Annotated in this window: 11 protein-coding genes; 3 read left to right on the forward strand and 8 right to left on the reverse strand. The window is 44.0% G+C overall.

What is annotated here, in order from left to right:
- Window positions 1–2: 2 nt before the first annotated feature.
- Window positions 3–3782: a PAS domain-containing protein gene (locus QT998_RS12460; RefSeq protein ID WP_333115525.1), complete on the reverse strand. Its 3780-nt coding sequence runs from the start codon at window positions 3780–3782 to the stop codon at window positions 3–5.
- A gap of 994 nt (window positions 3783–4776) precedes the next feature.
- Between QT998_RS12460 and QT998_RS12465 the strand changes: the two genes are divergently transcribed.
- A complete protein-coding gene (locus QT998_RS12465; RefSeq protein WP_333115522.1) occupies window positions 4777–6312 on the forward strand; it encodes a mechanosensitive ion channel domain-containing protein in 1536 nt (511 codons plus the stop codon).
- 325 nt (window positions 6313–6637) lie between these two features.
- On the opposite strand, the gene argZ is transcribed toward QT998_RS12465, so the two are convergent.
- From argZ to QT998_RS12480, 3 genes are all read right to left on the reverse strand, one after another.
- Window positions 6638–8752 carry a bifunctional arginine dihydrolase/ornithine cyclodeaminase gene (argZ, locus tag QT998_RS12470; protein WP_333087391.1) on the reverse strand — a complete coding sequence of 705 codons (2115 nt, stop codon included), beginning with the start codon at window positions 8750–8752 and terminating at the stop codon, window positions 6638–6640.
- Between the two features lie 279 nt (window positions 8753–9031).
- Window positions 9032–12244 (reverse strand): PAS domain-containing protein, encoded by a 3213-nt coding sequence (locus QT998_RS12475; RefSeq protein WP_333115520.1) that lies wholly within the window; start codon window positions 12242–12244, stop codon window positions 9032–9034.
- A 1212-nt stretch (window positions 12245–13456) separates the two neighbouring features.
- Entirely contained in the window at window positions 13457–14392 is a 936-nt protein-coding gene (locus QT998_RS12480; protein ID WP_194069103.1) for a glycosyltransferase family 2 protein, read from the reverse strand.
- 340 nt (window positions 14393–14732) lie between these two features.
- On the opposite strand from QT998_RS12480, the gene QT998_RS12485 reads away from it, so the two are divergent.
- Window positions 14733–15935 (forward strand): argininosuccinate synthase, encoded by a 1203-nt coding sequence (locus tag QT998_RS12485; RefSeq protein WP_194069105.1) that lies wholly within the window; start codon window positions 14733–14735, stop codon window positions 15933–15935.
- A 438-nt stretch (window positions 15936–16373) separates the two neighbouring features.
- On the opposite strand, the gene QT998_RS12490 is transcribed toward QT998_RS12485, so the two are convergent.
- Window positions 16374–16997, reverse strand: coding sequence for a DedA family protein (locus tag QT998_RS12490; protein WP_194069111.1), 624 nt, complete (start codon window positions 16995–16997; stop codon window positions 16374–16376).
- Window positions 16998–17323: 326 nt separating this feature from the next.
- On the opposite strand from QT998_RS12490, the gene QT998_RS12495 reads away from it, so the two are divergent.
- Complete coding sequence (locus QT998_RS12495) at window positions 17324–17671, forward strand: STAS domain-containing protein (protein WP_333087388.1); 348 nt, start codon at window positions 17324–17326, stop codon at window positions 17669–17671.
- 325 nt (window positions 17672–17996) lie between these two features.
- Here QT998_RS12495 and QT998_RS12500 read toward each other — a convergent pair whose 3' ends face one another.
- The 3 genes from QT998_RS12500 to clpB form a co-directional block, all read right to left on the reverse strand.
- Entirely contained in the window at window positions 17997–18689 is a 693-nt protein-coding gene (locus QT998_RS12500; RefSeq protein WP_333115517.1) for an MAE_28990/MAE_18760 family HEPN-like nuclease, read from the reverse strand.
- Window positions 18686–19789 (reverse strand): DUF262 domain-containing protein, encoded by a 1104-nt coding sequence (locus QT998_RS12505; RefSeq protein WP_333115514.1) that lies wholly within the window; start codon window positions 19787–19789, stop codon window positions 18686–18688. The genes QT998_RS12500 and QT998_RS12505 overlap by 4 nt, the downstream gene beginning before the upstream one ends.
- A gap of 188 nt (window positions 19790–19977) precedes the next feature.
- Entirely contained in the window at window positions 19978–22593 is a 2616-nt protein-coding gene (gene clpB, locus QT998_RS12510) for an ATP-dependent chaperone ClpB (RefSeq protein ID WP_333115510.1), read from the reverse strand.
- Between the last annotated feature and the right edge of the window lie 930 nt (window positions 22594–23523).

Here is a 23523-nt window from a genome sequence, read left to right on the forward strand (position 1 = left end):
CCTTACTTGTAGGACTCAATAAACGTTAAAATCTCTTCGTCTTGAAAGTCTTTTGCCATTTGATACAATATTTTAGCAAAGGGAATGTATTTGGGATCTATTTCTTCCAGTAATGCCGCCTGCTTAACTATTTCTAGGAAATTTCCTTTCATAGCCAGCTCGTATAGTATTTCCATTTCTGTAGCAGGCGGGGCAATTAGCTCATTGGTGTCTGAGGATCTCGCCAGTGGCTCTTCATTAGCTTCGTAAACCCATTCCAAATCAAGATACTGTTGCAATTTTTGTAGGAGTTCCGTGGCTTGGACAGGTTTGGGAATAAAAGTGTTGCCTCCTGCTTCTAAACTTCTGTATTGATCGGTTTCAAATACGCTTGCAGAAGAGACAATAATCACGATGTCTTTGAAGTTTTCCGATTCTCGAACCCGCTTAATTAGCTCGTAGCCATCTAGTTTGGGCATTAGTAAGTCGGTAACGATTAAATCTGGCTGCACCTCTATAATTTTTTCCCAGCCTTCCTGCCCATCGTTGGCTTCAGACACCTCAAAGCCGATCGGACTGAGTAAATTGCTAATTACCGAACGGTTAGCCCATTTGTCATCAATAACTACAATCTTAGGTTGGCGGTCTTTGATGCCGATAATCTGCCCGCGATGGTCGATTTGAGACGTTTTCACCCATTCATCGGCTTGAGATAGATTGACATCAAACCAGAAAATACTGCCAACATTCATCTCACTTTGAACCTCAATGGTACTGCCCATTAGTTCTACAATCCTTTTGCTAATTGCTAGTCCCAATCCCGTACCTTCCGTCTGCCGTCTGCGATCGCCTACCTGCTCGAAGGGCTGAAAGATAGCTTGGAGTTGATCTTGGGCAATGCCGGTACCTGTATCGCGTATTTCAAAGCGAATTTTTTCGTGTGTGGCAAAACTGACTATAAAAGTAACAGTGCCCGCATCCGTAAATTTAATAGCGTTACTCAAAAGATTAATTAACACTTGTCGCAAGCGTTTTTCATCCGCACGAATACCGATCGGCAGTTCGGGGCTTGATGGAAAATGAAACTGAATTCCCTTGAGTTCAGCTCGGATGCGACACATTTCTGCGACACCTTGCAGGAACGCCGGGAAATGAAAATCCGTGGGCATGAGTTCCACTTTCTGTGCTTCAATCTTCGACAAATCGAGAATATCATTGATTAAGGTCAGTAAATGCGAACCGCACTGATAAATGACATCAATGCGCGATCGCTCTTCTTCTTTCAAGACTTTAGAACGCTGAAGAATCTGTGCGTATCCCATGATGCCATTAAGAGGAGTTCGCAACTCGTGGCTCATGTTAGCAAGGAATTCACTTTTAGCCCGACTAGCAGCTTCTGCGGCTTCCTTGGCTTTTGACAGTACGAATTCCGCTTGTTTGCGATCGTGGATATCGGTGCAAGTGCCAACCCACTCCCGGACGTTGCCATCTTCATCCAGAATGGGCACCCCTCTAGCTTGAAAATAACGATAGTTTCCATCCGCTCCGCGCATTTGATATTCTATCTCAAACAGGATTTTCGTTTGCACTGCTTCCATCCACGCCTGAGCCGTTCGTTCGCGATCGTCCGGGTGAATTGCATCTAACCAGCCAAAACCAACCACCTCAGCTTCGGTTTGTCCGGTGTAAGCTCTCAGAGTCGGTAGATCCGGGCATCTTCCTTCAGCATCCGTTATCCAGACAATTTGGGACGTAGCAAGGATTAGCGAACGATAGCGTTCTTCGCTTTGTTTGATCGCATCTTCGGCTTGTTTGCGATCGCTAATATCTCGGCTTGTGGCGATGATGCCCAGAATATTGCCATTAGCATCCCGCCAAGGAGCTTTTGTAGTCAAAAAGGTCGTAGGGGTTTCATCATCAGAAGAGATATCTTCCTCGTAACTCTCAGTGATTCCTGCTGCCATGATTTGGCGATCTTTTGCCATAACTTCACGAGCACTGTCAGCAGACATTAATTCTAAATCATCTTTGCCGATGATTTCCTCAATTGGCTTGCCTATGAAGTTTGCCACGTTGGAGTTAAGGGCAACATAACGCCCTTCTAAATCTTTAACAACAATGATGTCTGGCGTACTTTCCAAAATAGAGTTTAGTAAGAAGTTGCGATCGCGCAACTTTGCTTCCATTTGTTTGCGATCGCCAATGTTTCGTGCTATGGCGATCAGGCCGAGAATATTGCCCTGAGCGTCTCGCCAAGGGGCTTTTGTTGTTAAAAAAGAAGTGGTCTCCTTACCATTGAAAACCTCTTCTTCGTAGGTTTCAGTAATGCCTGCTTCCATGAGTTCGCGGTCTTTTGCCATTATTACAAGGGCACTAGCAGAAGGAAGAAGTTCCGAATCATCTTTGCCGATGATTTGCTCAATGGGTCTACCGTAAAAAGAGTTTGCTACCTCGGAATTAAGGGCAACATATCGGCCTTCCCGGTCTTTAACCACAATTATGTCTGGCGTACTTTCCAAAATAGAGCTCAGCAAGAGGTTACGATCGCGCAGCGCAGCTTGCTGTTCGCGCAGAGCTTCTTCAACTTGTTTGCGATCGGTAATATCTGTATTAGCTCCCACCCATTCCCGAACTGAACCATCCGCGTTCAGAATTGGTATACCACGAGAACTCATGTAGCGATATTCGCCGTCATAGCGGCGCATACGTAATTCATCTTCATAGAGCGATCGATTGGCCACGGCAGCCGACCATATACTACCAACACGAGCGCGATCGTCTGGGTGGATCGTGTCTAGCCAACCCCGTCCTTTATACTCCTCAAATGTCAGTCCTGTAAATGCACCTAAAGTAGGTTGTTCACTAGCCAATTCGCCCTCAGCATTACCGATCCAAATACTTTGAGCGGTAGCTTCCATCAAAGAACGAAATCGTTCTTCATTTTGTTTGAGGACTTCTTCTGCTTTTTTGCGATCGCGCAGGGCAGCTTGTTGTTCGCGAATATCCCGCACAATAGTGGAGATAAACTCAACTTCGCCCGCTGCAGTTTTGTGAACGATCAAAACCTGGGAGACTGGAATTTCTTCCCCATCCCGTGACAAAAATAGGATTTCACCAGCCCACCTACCCTCTCGTAAAGCGGTGGGAAAGGCTTCATCCTGAAATTTTGCCGTTGCCGAGGGAGCTAACACAGAATCTAGACTAAACGGCGATCGTGCTTCCTCTGGGGACATCCCCAGCAATTTCTGTCCGGCTTGGTTGAGGTAGACGCTATGCCCCGTAACATCCACTATTCCTACTAAGTCGGAAGTTGCTTCCAAAATTGCCGTCAGTCGTGCCTGCTTTTGTTCTGCCCGCTTGCGTAAGCGAAGCTCGCCGTAGGCATCGCTAACTTCAATCACAATGCCACCAAGACCACAAACCCTGTCATTTTCATCCCGCAAAGGATAGTAAGATGCTTGCCAGTAGCGCAGGATGCCCGGTTCTTTCGGCGTTTCACCTACTAATTCACAGTCGAGAATGGGCTTGCCCGTATCCAGAATGCTTTGCAGAATTGGTTCCAGAGTCGGAGCCAATTCTGGCAGAACTTCACGTAGGGATCTACCAATATGGTCTGCCACACAAATGCCATTGGTATGGGCCATAACTTCGTTAATTTGGACGTAGCGAAGTTCGTGGTCTAAAATCAGCAGTCCGGCGTTGGCACCTGCAAAAAAAGCGTCGAAGCGATCCTGTGGCAATATCTGTGCTGTTGTGCTCTCTTGCTGTGGCGGTTGGTTTTTATCTGGCGGCAATTTGCTCATATTAAATCGTGCTTTTCAGCTATAATTCTAGAACTTCTTTCCAATTGTGCGATCGCAAGGTTTTCGTTGCCTGCTATTTGGGTACTGAAAAAAACGTTCAGTAGGGCGACCATTAGGTTTTCAATCGGGGATATATTGTATCCCTTGCAACACTATTTTCGTTAATTCTTCGGATGTATCGCCAAGCAGTTCTATTGTTCATCAATTCTATTGTTCATCAACCCGATCGGTAGAACATTGGTGACAACATAAGCTAGGGAAGCATTTGTCAATCAGCAATTGTGCTCAGCATTTACTCAGGTTTTTGGTGGAAAACTTAGATTTGGGCGATCGAGCAATCATGTCTCGCACCATATTTATTTCCACCCACCCCCAAATCGCCAATTTTCACTCCTGAATAAGCCGTATTTTCAGTAATTTACTGATTGACAAATGCAATTAAGTGATAGATTGTCCCCATCTCGGTAGAATGCCAAGTATTCTTGGAACGTTATCAATTTTAGCTAGATTGATTAAATTTTCACTTAGATACTCTTAGATATACACAAGACGGACTCAACTGTTACAGTAATAGCAATATTTATCCCACCAGTTCAACTCATTATTATAAGATTCGGATATTTAACTTGTCCACTTAAACAGTCATTCCATAATCCCAGCTTCATTTTATAACATAAAGTCAACAAAAAATTAGCCAACAGTATGATAAAATCTCATATAGTTAACCTTGACTAAAGTTAGTAGGGAGATTGGCATTAATAATATATAATTAGGCTATTTGGGAAAAGTGGCACGTTCACCGCAGGCATAGGAATCAAATATATCCTAGAAATTGGTAACACGGATAACTGCCTAGTATGAGTAACCACAGATATATGTCACCCATTGAGTTTTTTACCACAAAAATAGGTCAAAAATTTGTAATAACGAGTTCAAGATTTTATTGCCAGACGGGCAACTAACAACTTTATTTCTTACTGCCAACGGCTTAAAAATGGAAACACAAACAAGATCATTTCCTGAAGTCAACTTGAACGAAATTCCAGAAGATTTATTAACACAACTCTCCCAACTGTTCACAGCAACCTTATTTAAAATAGGTGACAATCCTGTATCGCTGCAGTCACTTGTCGAACTGATTCTCTTGTTCATGGCTATCCTGATTATATCTCGTTCTTTTACCAATTTTCTTAAAGAAAGATTGCTAGTTAAATTGGGAATTGACGAGGGGAACCGGGAAGCAATCGCCGTAATTTTGCGATACTTAATAGTCGCTTTTGGAGTGATATTCGCCATCCAAAGCATCGGCGTTAACCTTGCTTCTTTGGCAGTAGTTGCAGGGGGATTGGGAGTCGGAATTGGCTTCGGAATCCAGGATTTAACAACTAATTTTGTCAGCGGCTTAACGCTGCTTTTAGACAGACCGGTGAAAGTCGGAGACTTTGTGGAATTAGAAGGATTGATGGGAATCGTCAAAAAAATCACGATTCGCTCGACCATCGTCCAAACCACTGACGACTCCAGCGTTATAGTTCCAAACAGCACTATAATTAGCAACAAAATTGTTAACTGGAGTTACGAAAGCTCGTTACTTTGTCTGCGACTATCCATAGAAGTAGCCGAGGATAGCGACCCGCTATTAGTGACAGAAACTCTATTAAATATTGCTTACGCCGAAGCGGGAGTTTTGTACGAACCGACTCCGAAAGTATTGTTTGTTGAGTTTGGCGAGGATAGTTTTAAATTTGAGCTTTTAGTTTGGACAGACAAACCCGTAGAAAGAGAATTTATTAAAAGTTCTTTGAATTTTGCCATTCAGTACAATTTTCGCCAGCAGGGAATTGACTTTCCTTTCAATAACCGAGACTTGTATTTGCGAAATCCCGAAGTTTTATTGTCGCTGTTCGATCCAAATAAAACAGCAATCTCCACCGCTGAAAGTTTCCCTAAAAACGATCGAAAATCCCCGGTTGCGGTAGGAGAAGAAGTCAAAACGCAATTGTCCCTTACCTCTTTGCTGCGAAAGGTAGAATATTTTGAACATTTGACGGATTTAGAATTGCGGCAATTGATTGAAGTGGGATACCGCCAACGGCTGCAACCACAAGAATTTTTATTTCACGAAAACGATCCGGGAGATGCTTTTTATTTGATTCTTTCAGGTTCGGTGGAAGTTTTTGTGGAAGCTATTGAGAAACACTTGAATTATCTTAGTGTCGGTCAGTTTTTGGGGGAACTTTCTTTGATGCTGGGAATCCCCAGAACTGCTTCGGTGAGAGCTTTGGAAGAAACTATTTTATTTGGCATCAATAAGGAAGGTTTCCAGAAAGTTTTAACTGAAAGACCGGATTTATACGAACAGATTATTGAGGAGATAGTTAAGCACAAAGAAGAGTTAAGCGAGAGACAGCAACTGTTGCGAGAGATGCAATTGGTAGAAGCAGCCGAAGAAGATGATGATGAAAATCCTGTAGAGTGGGTGAGAAAACGGCTGAAAGATTTATTTGGTGTTGAAGCAAAAGATGGCTAAATCAACAGCGTGCAATTATGTTAGGATTGAAAACTTAATAATATCAAATCCGGTAGCATCGGAATGATTCAGATATACATTCTCTCCCTCTGTGTACTCTGTGTTCTAGCGCCGGTTAAATCATTCCGATCCAACCGGAAACGATATAACTTCAACACCTCCTACATTCCTCTCTCCTGTAAGTTGCCTTCCTCAAAGGAGGCAGAGCCTCAACACCTGCATTACCAGGCAGAGCCTGGTAATGAGCAAAACGAGCAAATAGTAAATTAACAGCTAACAGTTAAGAGCTAACAGTTAACAGCTAACAGTTAACATCATTCCGAATCTACGCAGATTGAGTTACTTGATGGCGGCTGGTCAACTTATCCAATTGATTCACCAACAAACTCAGGAACAATCCCACATCGGTGACAACTCCCGTAGATTCGATCGACCCGCGATCGCTCAATTTCGTCACCACAGCCGGATTAATGTCCACACAGACCATCTTCACACCCGCCGGTGTCATATTTCCCACACCGATCGAGTGCAGCATAGACGACAGCATTAACACCATATCCGCGCCCCGTAACAGCTCAGTATACTCTTCTTGAGCCTTAACCATATCCATTTGCGTGTCGGGAAGCGGCCCGTCATCGCGGATCGAACCTGCTAGCGAAAACGGTATATTGTGCTTCACGCATTCGTACATCACACCGCTGGTAATTACGCCTGCTTCAACGACTTTAGCAATACTGCCATAACGCCGCGTGGTGTTAATCATTTTCAAGTGGTGTCGGTGTCCGCCGCGCACAGCAACGCCGCGTTTCATGTCAACTCCCAAGGAAGTTCCCATGCTCGATTGTTCCATGTCGTGAACTGCGATCGCATTTCCACCCAACAATGCTTGCACGTAACCTTCGCGAATCAAATGCGCTAAATGTTCGCCGCCGCCAGTGTGGATCACAACAGGCCCCGCCGTCACTACCACTTTGCCACCGCGATCGCGAATTTGGCGCAATTCCCACGCTACTTGTTCCACTACCAACTCTACCCGACGCTCGCTAGAAACGCTACCGGACATAAAGCTAAATTCTTGAGAATTTCGCTGTTCCCGCGATTCTGTTTTGCGGATAGTGCGGATGCCGACCACATCAACAACGACTTTTTCACCTACTTTTAAATCGCGCAATAATTTGCACGTAGCCACCGGGCCTTCTGCGGTTTCAGTAATCGCAACTGCACCATCCATTCGCTGATTTCGTGCTTTCACCCACTGACCGTTTATCCGCACTTCCGTGGGATAAATTGTAGTAACATAAAAGTCATCCGGGCCGACACCATCTTGGACGACATCTTCTAAAATAGCGTCGCAAATCTCTTGCGGTGGCGGCACTGCACCCAAGTCAATCAGCAATCCCATGATTTCTTCCATCACTTCGTGGGAAGGAGCCGAAACTTTCACATCTGCGGATGATGTGCTTTGGCGCTGTTCTCCTAAATTGAAATTGAGCACTTGGAAACTGCCGCCGTTTTCGACAATTAAGTCTAAAGCACGGCTGATTAAACCGGCATCGAGCAGGTGGCCTTCCATGCGAATTGCACGGCTTTCTACCATCACGTTTGCCGATCGATCTTCTTGCACCGGTTCCGTTACCCTGAGCGTCAAACACTTACAAGCACCGCCCGCTTTCAGAAATTCGCTCATCGGCGTTTCAATGACTTTGAAGCCTGCTTGAGCGATGCGCGTTTTCAAGCCTTCGCTGACCTTGTTCATTACCACAGTTTTGTCAATATTGACGGCATTGCAGGCAAAATTGGCGGCATCTGCTTCTTCAATGGCAATGCGTTTTTCCGGCGCAACTCGCATTTCAATTAAGCGGTTGGAGTAGGAGTCAAATGCTGCTGGATAGTAGAGCAAATAGCCACCTGTTAGGGGACAAAAACAGGTATCTAAATGATAAAAACGTTCGTCTACAAGACGCAGCGAAAGCACTTCTATGTTGAGCCATTTTGCTAGCAACGGGTGCGAGTCGAGTTCGGAACGGAAGCCGTATCCTGCCCATAACCAGCGTCCTTCGCGATCGAGCAAAGCGTCACCAGCACCTTCAAAGGGCAAATCTTTGGGGAGTTCGTGCACGGTAAAACCTTTGCTTTCAAACCATGCTTTGAAATAAGGTTCTTCGCCTTGACGTTCTTTGTGATAGAAACGGCTGAGGACGAAAGTATTGCCCAAAAGCAAACCTGCGTTGGCGGTGAACACCATATCCGGCCAGCCTTTTTCCGGCGGTACGAGGTCTACAAGGGCGTTGTCTTTGAGGACGTGGTAGAGTTTTTCCCACTGTTCCACAGCGCGATCGCGCGATGATTTGTGGACGTTTCCCTCCATCCAAGGGTTAATTACATAATCGACATCGTAGTGGTCGGGAGCGCACATCAGAAAGCGTATTGAATCAGTCATAATTCAGTTAAAATGTAGTAGATGCTACAGACGCGAGTTGAGATAATATGTATGAAATCAACTGTTAAATTCATTCCCAAGAGGAAGAGTTTAACGTCTAGCAGCATAAAAATTAGGTTTTAATTCTATCACGATTAACATAAGATCCAATTAGACCACAGATGGTTTCCATGAAATATCGAATCAAATGTCAGGGTTTGATGTTATTTGCCGTCAATTAGCCTTAACAAAAGGTTTGTAGTGAGGACTTTAGTCCGCTGATTTATGCGACTAAAATCCTTACTGCAAACCTGTTTTAGTTTTCACTTTTTGCAAAATCGGCAGTTCGATCGCAAATTCTGTTCCCCGCCCAACCTCTGAATGACACTGCAACTTACCGCCGTGGGTGTCTTTGACAATTTGGTAGCTAATCGACAACCCCAAACCAGTACCGCTGCCGATCGGCTTTGTAGTGAAAAACGGGTCAAACATCCTTGACTGCACCTCTGCGGGGATACCGGGCCCGCTGTCAACAATCCGCACAACAACTTGATTGTCCCTATTTATTTCAGTGCTAATGCGAATCTGAGGATTTTGCTCAAACATTTGTCCAGCATCATTTGCAACTGTTGAAATCTTGTTTGCTAATGACGAATGACTGATGACTAACGACTCTTCCACAGCATCGATCGCATTCAACAGCAAATTCATAAATACCTGGTTTAATTGCGCCGGATAACACTCGATTTTTGGCAGTTCGCCGTAATTTTTAATAACTTGAATTTCCCGACCTTTTGAATCTGACTGCAATCGGTGCTGTAAAATCACCAAACTGCTTTCTAGCCCTTCATGAATATCTGTTAATTTGATATCTTTTTCATCGAGTCTCGAAAAATTTCTTAAAGAAACCACAATCTGCTTAATTCGGTTAGCACCTCCCTGCATTGAAGCCATAATTCTCGGAAAATCTTCAGCTATAAAATCTACATCTACTTCTGCCAATTCTGCCGCAATTTCTGGAACTGGTTCAGGATAGTGCTGCTGGTATATTTCGATCAACTTTACCAACTCGCAGGCGTACTGTCGGGCAGGAATAATATTGCCGTAAATGAAGCTGATCGGGTTGTTAATTTCGTGGGCTACTCCTGCTACCATTTGCCCGATACTTGACATTTTTTCCGCTTGTATGAGATGGGATTGAGCATTTTTTAAGTGTTCCAGAGTTTGTGCTAACTCTTGAGCTTTTTCTCGTTCTCGCTGTTCGCTAAATTGCAAATCTACTTCTGCTTGTTTGCGATCGCTAATATCGATATGGGTGCCAGTCATCCGCAAAGGATTTCCCCCATCATCCCGTTCCATCACCGTTCCTTGAGCCAAAATCCACTTCCAATCGCCGGATTTTGTCAACATCCGCAATTCCACTTCGTACATCGAACTTTTGCATTGAAAGTGAGTTTCTAGTGCTGCTTGAGCCTGGGACAAATCCTGTGGATGTAACAGTTGCTCCCAAGATGTAAACTTATTTTCTATCTCGTCTACTTCATATCCCAACATCGTCTTCCAGCGCGAATTAAAATAGACTTCTCCCGTCACAAGATTCCAATCCCACAACCCCATCGCACTGCCTTCAAATGCCAGATAAAAACGTTCTTCGCTAAGTTGCAAGGCTGCTTCTGCTTGTTTGCGATCGGTGATATCCATGACTGTTCCCAATAGTTTGATTACTTCTCCGGTTTCGGCAAAAACAGATGTTCCCCTTGCTTCCACGTAGGTAATTTGACCGCTAGAATGCAAAATCCGCAATTCTTTTTTGTAGGAACTTCCTTGCGAAATAGCGAGGCTAACAGTTTCTTTGAAGGAGTCTCTGTCGTCGGGATGATACATCCGTAAAAGTTGGACGTATGTCGGTTCAGATGCGGTTGAGTCAAGACCAAAAATGCGGAATACTTCTTCTGACCAAGTAATCTTATTTGCTATAATATCAAATTCCCAACTGCCGATACGGGCAATTTTCTGGGCTGCTGCTAGACTAGCTTCGCTTTGTTGCAGTTTCAGTCGCTGCTGTTCGTCTTGTTCGAGAAGATTGGCTTGGGCGATCGCAATTCCCATTTGTGCCGCCACAGTTTTCAATAATCCGATATCATCTTGCGTCCATTGGCGGCAATGGTACTGGTGCAAGCACATCATTCCGTTAGCTTTTCCCTGGTAGGAAGTCCGCACCGCTATCATCGACTTCAAACCTATTTCCTCGCACAAACCTCTGACATTTTCTAGTAGGGGTTCAGCAAAAACATCATCACAAACTACAACTTTATCTTGGGACAATACAAGCTGAACGTGATCGTTTCCCTCCACAGGAATTTCTAAATTTACCAGCGATTTTGATTCAAATCTTGTGTAATGAGCGACACAAGGAAGGCGGGGACTTGGATCTTCTGTGTAGGTGTGAATCAAGCAACTATCGGCATTAAAAACTCGACATATTTGGGCTGCTGCTGTTTGAAACACTCGATCCTGCTTTAAGCTATAGCGAATTTCTAGAGTAATTGTTTCTAGCAGAAATCTTTGCTTGATTTGCCTTTCCAAAGCAGCTAAAGCTGTTTTTAGTTCGAGTTCTGCTTGTTTGCGATCGCTAATTTCAGTAGCACTTCCCAGAATTTTCCAAGGTTGGCCATCCGTTGTTCTGGTAAACACGGTATCCAGGCTAAAAAACCAGCGATATTCACCGTTTTTGTGCTGAATTCGGTACTCAATCTCAAAGCTTTCACCGTCTTTTGCTGCCTCCATCCGGCTCATGTGTTCTGAGAAAGCTCGCAAATCATCAGGGTGGATTAAGTTAAGCAGAAATGCTGCTCCCATTTGTTGTATTTCTGTGAGGGAATAGCCAAGATCACTATACAGTTCGCGATTAAGATATAAAATCCGGTGTTCAATCACATCATAAATGTACAAAACATTAGGATTCATTTTAATTATTGCTGACAGCCAGTGCTGACTTTCTCGCAGTTCTGCTTCCACCCGCTTGCGTTCTTCTATTTCTGCTTGCAGCCGCGCATTTTGTTCTACAATTTGCTTGGAAAGACGACTGAGCAGCAGTTGATTTTGGATGCGGCTCACCACTTCTTCTGTTTGAAACGGTTTAGTAATGTAGTCGGCAGCACCAAGCGAAAAAGCTTTGACTTTATCAAAAACTTCATTTAAACCACTGAGAAAAATCACAGGAATATCTTTGGTTTTAGCGCAAGATTTTAGCTGTTCGCAAACTTGATAGCCATCCATACCGGGCATCATGATGTCGAGTAAAATCAAATCCGGTGGAGTCGAGCGAGCAAACTGGAGAGCGAATTTACCATCCCGTGTCGGCCGCACTTTGTATCCCTGCTTAGACAAAAATTGAGATAAAAGACGCAAGCTTTCTGGGTGGTCATCAACGATTAAAATGTTTTGTTTTAAGCTATCGGTTTCTGATGCCAATGTTGGTGTTTGTGCGTATTGATTATCAAGCTTTTCCACAACCTACCCTCAATTTATTATTTGAAAATTAATTTTAAAATTCAGCAAACTGTCTAATATTTTGGTAATAAAATTATTAGCTTGCTGTAAGAGTCTTTCGTAAATGTTGCTTTAGGATGCGGATTTGAGCAATCCAAATTTTAATCAGCTCCGCATCTTGTTTTTCGATCGCTGGCGGTCATTCGATGTTAGATTTGAGATTTTAGACTTCGGCTAACGCTCAGTCGAACGATTTTAGATTGACAAGGACAGATGAATCTGGGAGGTTGAACGGTAGTCTAAAATTTTGGGCTGCTCCCGACAGCCCTGGGGAAGCTTGCATCCGTTTTTGGTCTGGTCAATGAGCGACTGTATCCTCTGCTTTTATCAGCTATACGAGCATAAATCTGACTCTCAGCCTTGTTTGCGTTTGAGGCGGTGGAACTGTTAGATCGATCGCCCAAATAGCTTAGCCCTGATATTTGTAATAATTGTATCAAAAATATTGTAAATTTTAAACCTTTTGCGGACAAAGTTATCCTAACCGATCGATTTTCACAGCCGATAATCCTCAAATCACTGCTAAATTCGGCAACTTTGATTAAAAGTAAAATCTTGACAGTGTTTTAAGCAAGCAGTGTTTTGCCTGTATTTATCGGGTTGTTCGGACTTCTGTTTGGGTGTAGCGATGGCGAGATTACTATAAAAAATACTTACTGCATTCCTTGAGATGCTCTATTTGTATTTTTTCGGTAGATTTACTTACTCTACACAGCAACTACACCAGCCCTGACAAGCTCTGACAATATCTACCAATCTGAAGATTTTACCCGTAGGAATTCAGATCGCGTGCGATGGATTAGCATAACAAAAACCGTTCCTAGTGCGGACTCGTATTCCGCACTACCAACCAATCTTATTGTTGTCAATCGACCGACATGATATCACTTCACCAACTATCTTTAATTCACATCTTAAATATTAATAAACTGCCCCCATCTATCCACCATAATAAAGGAACAGGTTGAACCGTATTTGCGATGGGGGCGGGTTTTTGAATTCTGCTATTATACGCTCTAAATTTCGGTGAAACTAACCCCCGATTTTTTGTTTAGGCGATCGGGATAATTTATGATATGGCGGTTCTCAAGCGTGGTGAGATATGCCCTAGGCCCTATCCCCTAGGCCCTATGCCCTATCCCAGATAGTACCTCATACCAGAGCACAGAAAGGCTATATCTTGCTATGAGCCGACAATTCACCGTAAGCTGCATAGACGGCTTTCACATTATACCAATTGAGAAAAATTCGAGCAATTTCCAAAGCTAACTGCGACTGACCTCGGTCAATCAGCAACTGCAAAAAAGGTTTCATTGTGCGCTCGTTCAGCATCCCGCCCAAAGATAAAACTCCCCACAGTATTTGGTGCAGAACAGTCATTTGAATCATCAGCCGCACGTTCCAACTAGGGTGTTTTTGATAAAACAAAACTCCCATTCTCCCGCGCTGAATTTCTCGGTCAATCATGCCTGGTATTTGCTCTAAATTAAAAGCTGGATGCCAGTGATAGCCGACAGCAGCCGGACATTTAATCAATTTTAAACCTAAATTTTTTAACCTGACGCCCAATTCTAAATCTTCCCATCCGTACAATTGAAAACGATTGTCAAATAGTCCCGCTTCTAGCAGCCAGTGGCGGGCGATCGCCACATTTCCCGTAGCAAAGTAAGCGGCTGAAAAATCTGTTATTTTGTAAGGTTCGGAGGTGGGATTGTCGAAATTGCAAGTATTAATCACGCTGCCATAAGTAAAAACCGCATCAGTATCCTTGTATGCTTGTATCAAAGCATCTGCGTGTGCTTGCAAAAAATGCTCCGTGACGACTAAATCGCTGTCAATAAAAATAATCGTATCGCCCTTAGCATCTTCCACGCCCAAATTCCGGGCGGCGGCGGGGCCTTGGTGAGATTGACAGATCGATCGCACGTGCGGCAACAAATCGGCATTTGCGGCCAACCACTCGATCGTCCCGTCCGTCGAACCATCATCGACTACAATCACCTCATAATCTGTCACGCTGCGATCGAACTGCTGATTTTCCAGAGCCAGTAGACATTTTGCCAAAATCAATTTACGATTGTACGTCGGAATCACAACACTAAAAAACACGGATCTTCCCCATCGCCACAGTTACCGTATCCCACGGTAGCAGATTTTTCGCAGCAACTTTCCCAGGAAATCGCCAAGTGTAGCAAAAAAAGCATATATAAATCTGTACTATTTCTGACAAGAATTAATCTGAATTAGGTGCATAATGAAAAGTCGGTTAAATTCCAATACGGTTGGGTTAAGCCAGATCGCCCTGGCACCCCCTTAAAAAAGGGGAGTAGGGGGTGGGACAAGAAATTGATCGAAGTCGGCCTTCTTAAGGGGGATGCTGCAAGGGATCTCTGAACAATCAACAGTCTTAACCCAACCGTATTAACTTAAATTCAGGATGTAAATAGCAATGAGTCGCGCTAAAAAAGTTGTGCTAGCATATTCCGGCGGAGTCGATACCTCTGTCTGCATTCCTTATCTGATGAAGGAGTGGGGAGTCGAAGAGGTAATTACTCTGGCGGCGGATTTGGGACAGGGAGACGAATTAGAACCAATCCGCAAAAAAGCTTTAGCATCGGGTGCTTCGGAATCTCTGGTAATTGATGCTACCGAGGAATTTATCAAAGATTATGCGTTTCCAGCGATTCAAGCTAACGCGCTTTACGAAAATCAGTATCCGCTTTCTACGGCGTTAGCCCGCCCGCTGATTGCTAAATTGTTAGTAGAAGCTGCCGAAAAATACGGTGCAGATGCGATCGCCCACGGTTGTACTGGTAAGGGAAACGATCAGGTGCGGTTTGATGTGTCGATCGGCGCGTTGAATCCTAAGATTAAGATTTTAGCACCCGCCAGGGAGTGGAAAATGAGCCGGGAGGAAACCATTGCCTACGGCGAGAAATGCGGGATTCCGTCGCCGGTGAAGAAGTCTTCGCCTTACAGTATCGATCGCAATTTGTTAGGAATGGCGATCGAAGCCGGCATCCTCGAAGATCCTTGGGCGGAACCGCCAGAAGAGGTGTTTTTGATGACAAAGGCGATCGAGCAAACTCCCAACACACCGGAATACATAGAAATCGGTTTCGAGTGCGGAAATCCTGTCAGTTTAAACGGCAAAGAATTATCACCAGTCGCCTTAATTACCCAACTCAACGAAACAGTTGGAAATCACGGAGTCGGGCGCATCGACATGATAGAAAACCGCTTAGTGGGGATTAAATCGCGAGAGATTTATGAAACACCAGCGATTTTAGTGTTAATGCACGCGCACCGAGATTTAGAAAGCTTAACTCTGACAGGAGATGTGACGCGATACAAGCGCGGTATCGAAGAAACCTACAGCCAAATGATTTACAACGGTCTTTGGTACAACCCTTTAAAAACCGCTTTAGACGCATTCATTCAGGACACGCAAAAGCGAGTAACTGGAACAGTGAGGCTCAAACTATTCAAGGGAAATGCCACAATCGTCGGTCGCAAATCAGAAAATTCGCTGTACAGTTTCGACTTAGCAACCTACGGCGCAGAGGACGAATTCGACCACAAAGCAGCCGAAGGATTTGTCTATGTTTGGGGACTGCCCACACGCATTTGGTCGGAGAAGAATAGAGGCTAGAAATTCTTAGGTAGGGTGCGCCCCGCGCACCTTATTTCAAGATCGCAGCAGCTAAGAGTCGGCGATTGAAACCGCATCTATACAAGCAATTTCCGCCTTCCGGGACTGAAGAATCAATTACTTCTTCGCAAATTTCAGTTAATGCCGTCATAGTACATCCTCGTGCGAGCGTACTCGAAATTATAACCGTATTAGGTGTTAGAAACCGGGTTTTTTGCAAGAATTCGGCGCTGTACCCAGAGTTGTCAAAGACCCGGTTTCTGAGAGTCTTACGGGTGATGAGAAAGCGGGGTTTTTGCGAAAATTCGGTGCTGTACCCAGAGTTGTTAAAAACCCGGTTTCTGAGAGTCTTAGCAATACAAAAAATAAGGACAAAACAACGTTGTTTTGTCCTTATTTTGGTGGTATCGGAGTTGATGACACAACAATGTTGCGTCTCTACTTAGTCTTGTCCAAAGTCCGCGACTCTAACCAAATAGGAATTACAATCCAAGCAACTGCTAACAGCAAAGCAAATACAGCAAATTGAGCCGCCCAAGCTACCAACTTTTCTAAAGACACTACTTGTCCTAGGAAATATGACAAACTTACCATGACAGATGCCCAGCTTGCTGCACCCAGAATATTGAACAGCGAAAATTTCCAAAAAGGCATTTCGGCGATGCCCGCTAGGGGGCTGGCAAAAATCCGCAGCAGTGCGATGAAACGGCCTAAAAATACGGCTTTAGCTGCATTTTTGCTAAACTGTTCTTTTAGGTCAAACAGTTGTTCTTCCCGAAAGCGGAAAAATTGTCCTAGCTTCAGCAGCAGCGGCCAGCCGCCGTATCTGCCGATCGCATATCCGAAATTTCCGCCGAGAGTCGCACCGGCGATCGCGCTTCCGAGCACAAACCAGTAATTGAGTTCTCCGCTGCCGGCTAAAAAACCGCCAGCAATTGTAATTGTCTCGCCTGGAAGAGGAACTCCCAGATTTTCCAGCAAAATTCCCAGAAATACAGCCCAGTAGCCGTAATCTCGCGCAAATTCCTGAATAGTCTCTAACGATAAAAACTCAAAAGACATTTCGATACTGCCTTCGTAAACTTTTGCAAAGCTCAATACTTTTATATATTGGCTCGATTCCGCCAATAGTGCAATCTTTCGTTGTGATGAAGAACACACAAAACTCGCGATCGGCCGCCCAACAAAAAACTAGCCTTTAGGGCATTATAGATTAATCAGGATTGTTGCGGTTGCCGGATGCCGATCGCCAGCCAGTTTTCCTCCTAAATTTATCACAGTCGGGCGATCGTCCAATCCTTAAACCTTAGCTGAAATTCCCTGATGATCTCAACTTTGGCAGCAACCGAACTCACTTATTGATACTTGACAATCCGAGGATAACTGCTATGAAATTTCCCAACTTCAACCAACACATCATCCTCCAACCTCAAAATTGCCTCGACTCCCAAGCTGGGAATGTCCTCCAGCAACAGCTAGCCGAGATTTTGCCCGATCGCCACCAACTCTGGGTAATTGACATGGCCGACGTAGATTTTATCGACAGTTCCGGCTTGTGCGCCCTAGTCGGGGGACTCAACGCCGCCCGCCACCGGGGATGCCGCCTCGTCATCTGCAACGTCTCAGCCACTGTCAGGCTAATATTTGAAATTACTCAACTCGACCAACTCTTTGAAATTTTTGACAGTTTCGAGCAAATTATTTCAACAGAAACTCCTGCTTTAGTTGCTGGATAAAAATTCTATGCTGTCCCGTTAATTGCCAATAATTAGGTTCGATCGTTCGGAATGCGAGTCCAGTAATATCAAATCCGGTAGCATCGGAATTATGAGAAGTAGGATTTAGCAGGGAGAAATTCAGGGAAAAACCGGGTTTTCCATCGCCTACGGCGATCGAGAAAAAAACAGTGCGCCCAAAAATAAGGTGCACTTTGCACACACTACAACTGTTAGAGAAACCCGGTTTTTAAGATTTTTCAAAATTCCCCGAAACCGGGTTGAGTGGCGAGATATCTCGCCACCCAAGCTAAATCATCCGATAACCCGGTTTCTTAGCCTAAAATTAAGGATTACCTGTAGTTACGTCCAAATACTCTTGATTGTCAAGATAAGTTTTAATATTCTCCAGTATTTGACGTAGGTATTCTATGACTTCATCCTTAATCTTTAAAAGATCCTCAATAGTCTTACCTTGCCCCACTTCCTTAAAAGACTTAACTCCGTGGGCTAAGTCATTCCTGTTGCGTTTAATAACTACAAGGTTTTGCCCGTTCTTTGTCTGAGTAGGTTCTGTTTGACAGGAAAAACCGTATTTTTGGGCTATTTCTTTAATCAACTTAGCATCCACATTCCCTGAAAATAATTTTTTGCTGTCAAATGTAGCTATAATGATGTCTGTAGATATTTGATTGATTTGTAAATGAATTTCCTCAAGAGAACGCTTTTTAAGATTTTGAAGAACAATCATTTTGATTTCTGGTTTGAGTTGATCGAAGGAGATTGCTTGATTTTTAAATTCATCAAATATGGCTTCAATGGCATTTCGCATAGTGGATTCAACTAAGTTATACAATAACAAAAAACCATTAGCTTTAAGAGTTTTTGCTAACTCAGGATTAAGACTTTGTATTTTGTCGTTGCCAGCACTATCGGTTACCGCTAATTTAGTAGTTTGTTCGATCAAACCCTCTAGAAAAATGAAGTAATCATTCACCTCATTGGCGCGTGTATTGAAATCTAAGAGTACAGTGTTCATCTTTTGCCTAGCAGTCGGTCGCGGACATATTCAATGCGTAAAACTACTTTATTATTAGAACTGCTGGCATCAGATTTCGTGCAATTCTTAAACTCTTTTGAAGTGAGCAATTCTGTTGACTTTAGTTCAAGATTACTTTTTTCTCTCAAAGCAAGAGCAACACCTACAGCCAGAGACTCGAATTTAATCCGAGTTGTGGTTCTCGCGCCATTTTTACCTTGGCGAAATCCTTGAGGAAAATATTTTTCTACAAAGTTTAGCATTGACTCGAATTCGGCCCGCATTTTTTCGCGATCGAATTTCGGATCTGCCTTTTTCGCCTCGGTATTTACTTGCTTCAAATAGTCATCAAGGAATTTGTTTATCTTGCTATTAAATTTCTGATAGTTGTTTAAAAATGCAAAAAAACGCAACACAAATTCTTGCGGTTCGCGGCTGCGAATAGCAGACTCAGAAAAGGCGCATAATTTGCGGAACTTATCATGTTTAGATAGTTCCTCAATCAGTTCGAGAAACGGGCCTGGCAGTATGCCTCTGCGCTTTTCCATCTCGTTTAGATCGACGCTACCTGTGTTAATGCGTTCAAATAAATCTCTTCGCGTTTCTTCATTTGCACTTTCAGTTAGTTGAATCATCCGAAGTGTAGTGCGGTTGAAGCGCCTCTGACGGGCTAGGGGCAAATCAGCAAACTTAAATCCATTTAAACTCTGTATTTTATTTAAGCCTGTCAAGGTTAATTCGTTGTTGATAAATCTAGTTAGAGTCCGAATGCGTTGTGTACCATCTATTATTTCTAAACGGGCTTCATCGTTTTCGTCCTCATGGATGTCAGCAACAAAAATATAAGGTATTGGCAGCCCCAAAATTATAGACTCAATAAACTTTGACTGCCTTGCTTCATCCCAAGCCATTTCTCGTTGGTAGTCGGGGATGAACAACTCATTGGTATCATCATCCTTTCCTTCCATATATTTTTGAACGAGTATTTCGACTGGATACTCTTTGGTATCGTAATTAACTAGCTGCTGCTTGTCGCGGATTTCGGCTTCAGCAGCATCAACCTTTTTGTGTTGCTCGGTAATTTCTAGTTTTGATCGCATATTTTAAAGTAACAAGGGAGTGTTGTATATACGATCATTTTACCACAGTCCAGGGTTGATGCAGTGCGGTTCCGATAAGTTTAGTCTTAAAGCAGTCAGGGCGCATCGAAGTAATTAAAAAAGGCGGTAAAAAAAAGAACCATCACCCCTCAAAAAAATAAGGTGGGCCGCAGCCCACCCTACTCATATTATTTCGCAGTTACCAACTGGGCCGGCAGCCGCTTAAACGCCAACCTTTCATTCTCGATATCCACAAAAATGGTATCGCCCTCAACAAAATCTCCCCGCAAAATACCCTTCGCCATTTGCGTTTCCAACTCGCGTTGAATTCCTCGTTTCAGCGGCCGCGCACCGTACACAGGATCGTAGCCGATTTCCGCCAAGAAGTCGATCGCCGATTCCGACAATTTCAGAGACATTTTGCGATCGGCTAAACGTTTTTCCAAACGCTTGACTTGTAACAGCACAATCTGCCGCAATTCCACCTTACTCAAACCGTGGAAAATAATCATCTCATCAATCCGGTTCAAGAATTCCGGGCGGAAAGTTCCCCGCATCGCCTCCATCACGCGACTCCGCATTTCTTCGTTATCTCCCGCCACATCTAAGATGTATTGAGAGCCGACATTGGATGTCATAATAATCACAGAATTCTTAAAGTCTACCGTGTGACCTTGAGCATCGGTAACGCGGCCGTCATCCAGAATTTGCAACATGATGTTGAAAACATCCGGGTGCGCTTTCTCGATTTCATCAAATAGAATCACGGAGTAAGGACGGCGGCGCACAGCCTCAGTTAATTGTCCGCCTTCATCGTAGCCAACGTATCCCGGAGGCGCACCAATTAACCGCGAAACCGCGTGTTTCTCCATGTATTCCGACATATCAATGCGGACGATCGCCTCTTCGGTATCAAAGAGATAAGATGCTAATGCTTTCGCCAACTCGGTTTTACCTACACCCGTAGGGCCGAGGAAGATAAAACTCGCAACGGGACGATTTGGATCGGCTAAACCCGCGCGCGATCGTTGAATAGCATCTGCAACCGCCGTCACCGCTTCATCCTGTCCGATTACCCGTTTGTGCAGTTCATCTTCCAAGTACAAAAGTTTCTGCATTTCCGATTCAACTAACTTGCTAATCGGGATTCCCGTCCACTTAGAAATAATCTCGGCAATGTCAGATTCCGTGACTTCTTCCCTGAGTAAAGTTTTACCAGTGGTTTGAGTTGCTGTCAGTTGAGCTTCGGCTTCTTGCAATTGTTTTTGCAACTCGGTCAACTTGCTATATTTCAACTCAGCAGCGCGGTTCAGGTCATATTTTAATTCAGCTTGTTGAATTTCAATATTCACCTTGTCCATCTGTTCTTTGATTGTTTGAATGCTACCGATGACACCTTTTTCTGATTGCCATTGGGCGTTCAAACCGCCTTGCTGTTCCTTGAGATTGGCTAAGTCTTTTTCCAGTCTTTCCAAGCGTTCGATCGAAGCTACGTTGCTTTCTTTTTGCAGCGACAATCTTTCCATTTCTAGCTGCAAAATCCGGCGGTCGATTTCGTCTAGTTCTTCCGGCTTGGAAGTAATCTCCATTTTAAGTTTAGCGGCTGCTTCGTCCACTAAGTCAATAGCTTTGTCGGGCAGGAAGCGATCGCTAATATATCGAGTAGACAAAGTAGCCGCAGCCACTAGCGCGCTGTCAGAAATTTTTACACCGTGGTGAACTTCATACCGTTCCTTCAAACCCCGCAGAATAGAGATAGTATCTTCTACTGTCGGCTGGTCAACATAAACTTGTTGAAAACGGCGTTCTAAGGCTGCATCTTTTTCGAGATACTTGCGGTATTCGTCGAGAGTTGTAGCACCGATACATCGCAATTCTCCCCTCGCTAACATGGGTTTTAGCAAGTTGCCGGCATCCATCGAGCCTTGAGTCGCGCCGGCCCCGACAACGGTGTGAATTTCATCGATAAATAGGATGACTTTACCGTTGCTGTCCATCACTTCTTTGAGCACCGCTTTCAAGCGTTCTTCAAATTCTCCCCGGAATTTTGCACCGGCAATTAACGCCCCCATATCTAAGCTAATTAATTGTCTGTCTTTGAGAGATTGCGGCACATCTCCGGTGATAATTCGCTGGGCGAGTCCTTCGGCGATCGCAGTTTTTCCTACTCCCGGTTCCCCAATCAATACCGGATTATTTTTGGTGCGGCGGCTCAATATTTGAATCGTGCGGCGAATCTCGTCATCTCTTCCGATGACCGGATCGAGTTTGCCTTGACGCGCGGCTTCTGTCAAATCTCGGCCGTATTTTTCCAGCGCTTCGTATTTGCCTTCTGGATTTTGGTCTGTCACTTTGTTGTTCCCCCGGACTTGGGTAATGATATTTTTGAGCTTGGCTTCGTCTAGTTTAAATTCTTGCAGGAGATTTTTGCCGAAGCGATCGTCCTTAACGTAACCTAGGATCAAATGCTCGATCGAAATAAATTCATCGCCGTACTCTTTTCGGTAAGTTTCAGCGCGATCGAGCAAAGTGTCGAGAGAACGACCGAGATAGACGTTGCCGCCAGTTCCCGAGATTTTGGGCCCGCGGCTGATAGTTTCATCAGTGCGATCGCGCAATTTTGATACAGAAACTCCCGCTTTGTTAAATAAGCTGCTAGCCAGTCCCGATTCTTGTTCCAGCAACGCTTTCATCAAATGTTCGCTTTCTAGCTGTTGCTGCTGAGCTGCTTTGACGATTTCTGGAGTGCGGGCGATGGCTTCCCAGGCTTTTTCGGTAAATTGGTTTGGATTATTCGGTTGCATAAATTTTAATTCCCTGCATTAAAAAGCGATACTGTAGAGGCAAATACTCGATCGCCCGTACAATTATCATTGTAGGGAGTTACGGAGGGCGATCGGATCGGTGTTCCCCTATATGTAGATAGGTATTTCCGCCCTGTGTTTCAGCTTCCAGTTAAATTATCGGAAATATGCAATCAAGTCGAGCAATGATTAATTAATCAGAATAGAAGTAATATCAGGTTTAAGAAATTAACCACAATAATACAGCATATTCCATGTAGATGTACAGAGCGAGAAACCGGGTTTAATATCAAATCCTCTCTTCATCGGAATAGTAAATTCAATGTTGACTGTTTACTATTAATAGTTAACATCATATATGAGTGCAACCGGAATTGATATCACAGAACAGAATAAGTAATGCGAGAGCTGTAAAGAAACCAGGTTTCTGGGGTATACTTCATAAACCTGGAATACGCTGTATTGGTAAAAGCTCGCTTCACCAACAATCTTTCATATTCACCGACAATCAACATAAACGCGCCCTGAATTAGCGACTAATTGCATCGATAGTCAGAAAAGAGTCGAAGTGTTGAGCAAGAATATCAGTGAGGATTCCTGTATGTACTAGCAGTCTGTTTTCTGCACCTTCTTCAGTCAAATTAGCTCTCAAAATAATGATTATTTGTCTGCTTCCTGATTGACAAAAAAGAGATTATCAGTAATTGAGCGGACATCATATAGCCTTTCTCAGAAAGATGAGGCATAGGGCATAGGGCATAGGGCATAGGGCATAGGGCATAGGGCATAGGGCATAGCTCACTTTTGTGAGAACCGCTATATGACTTTCAACTACTGCCAACTGACTCCCAACTAATGACTAATGACTAATGACTACTGCTAACTACCAACTGCCAACTACCAACTGCCAACTACCAACTACCAACTACC

Source organism: Microcoleus sp. S1D4 (genome assembly GCF_036700765.1).
GTDB lineage: Bacteria > Cyanobacteriota > Cyanobacteriia > Cyanobacteriales > Microcoleaceae > Microcoleus.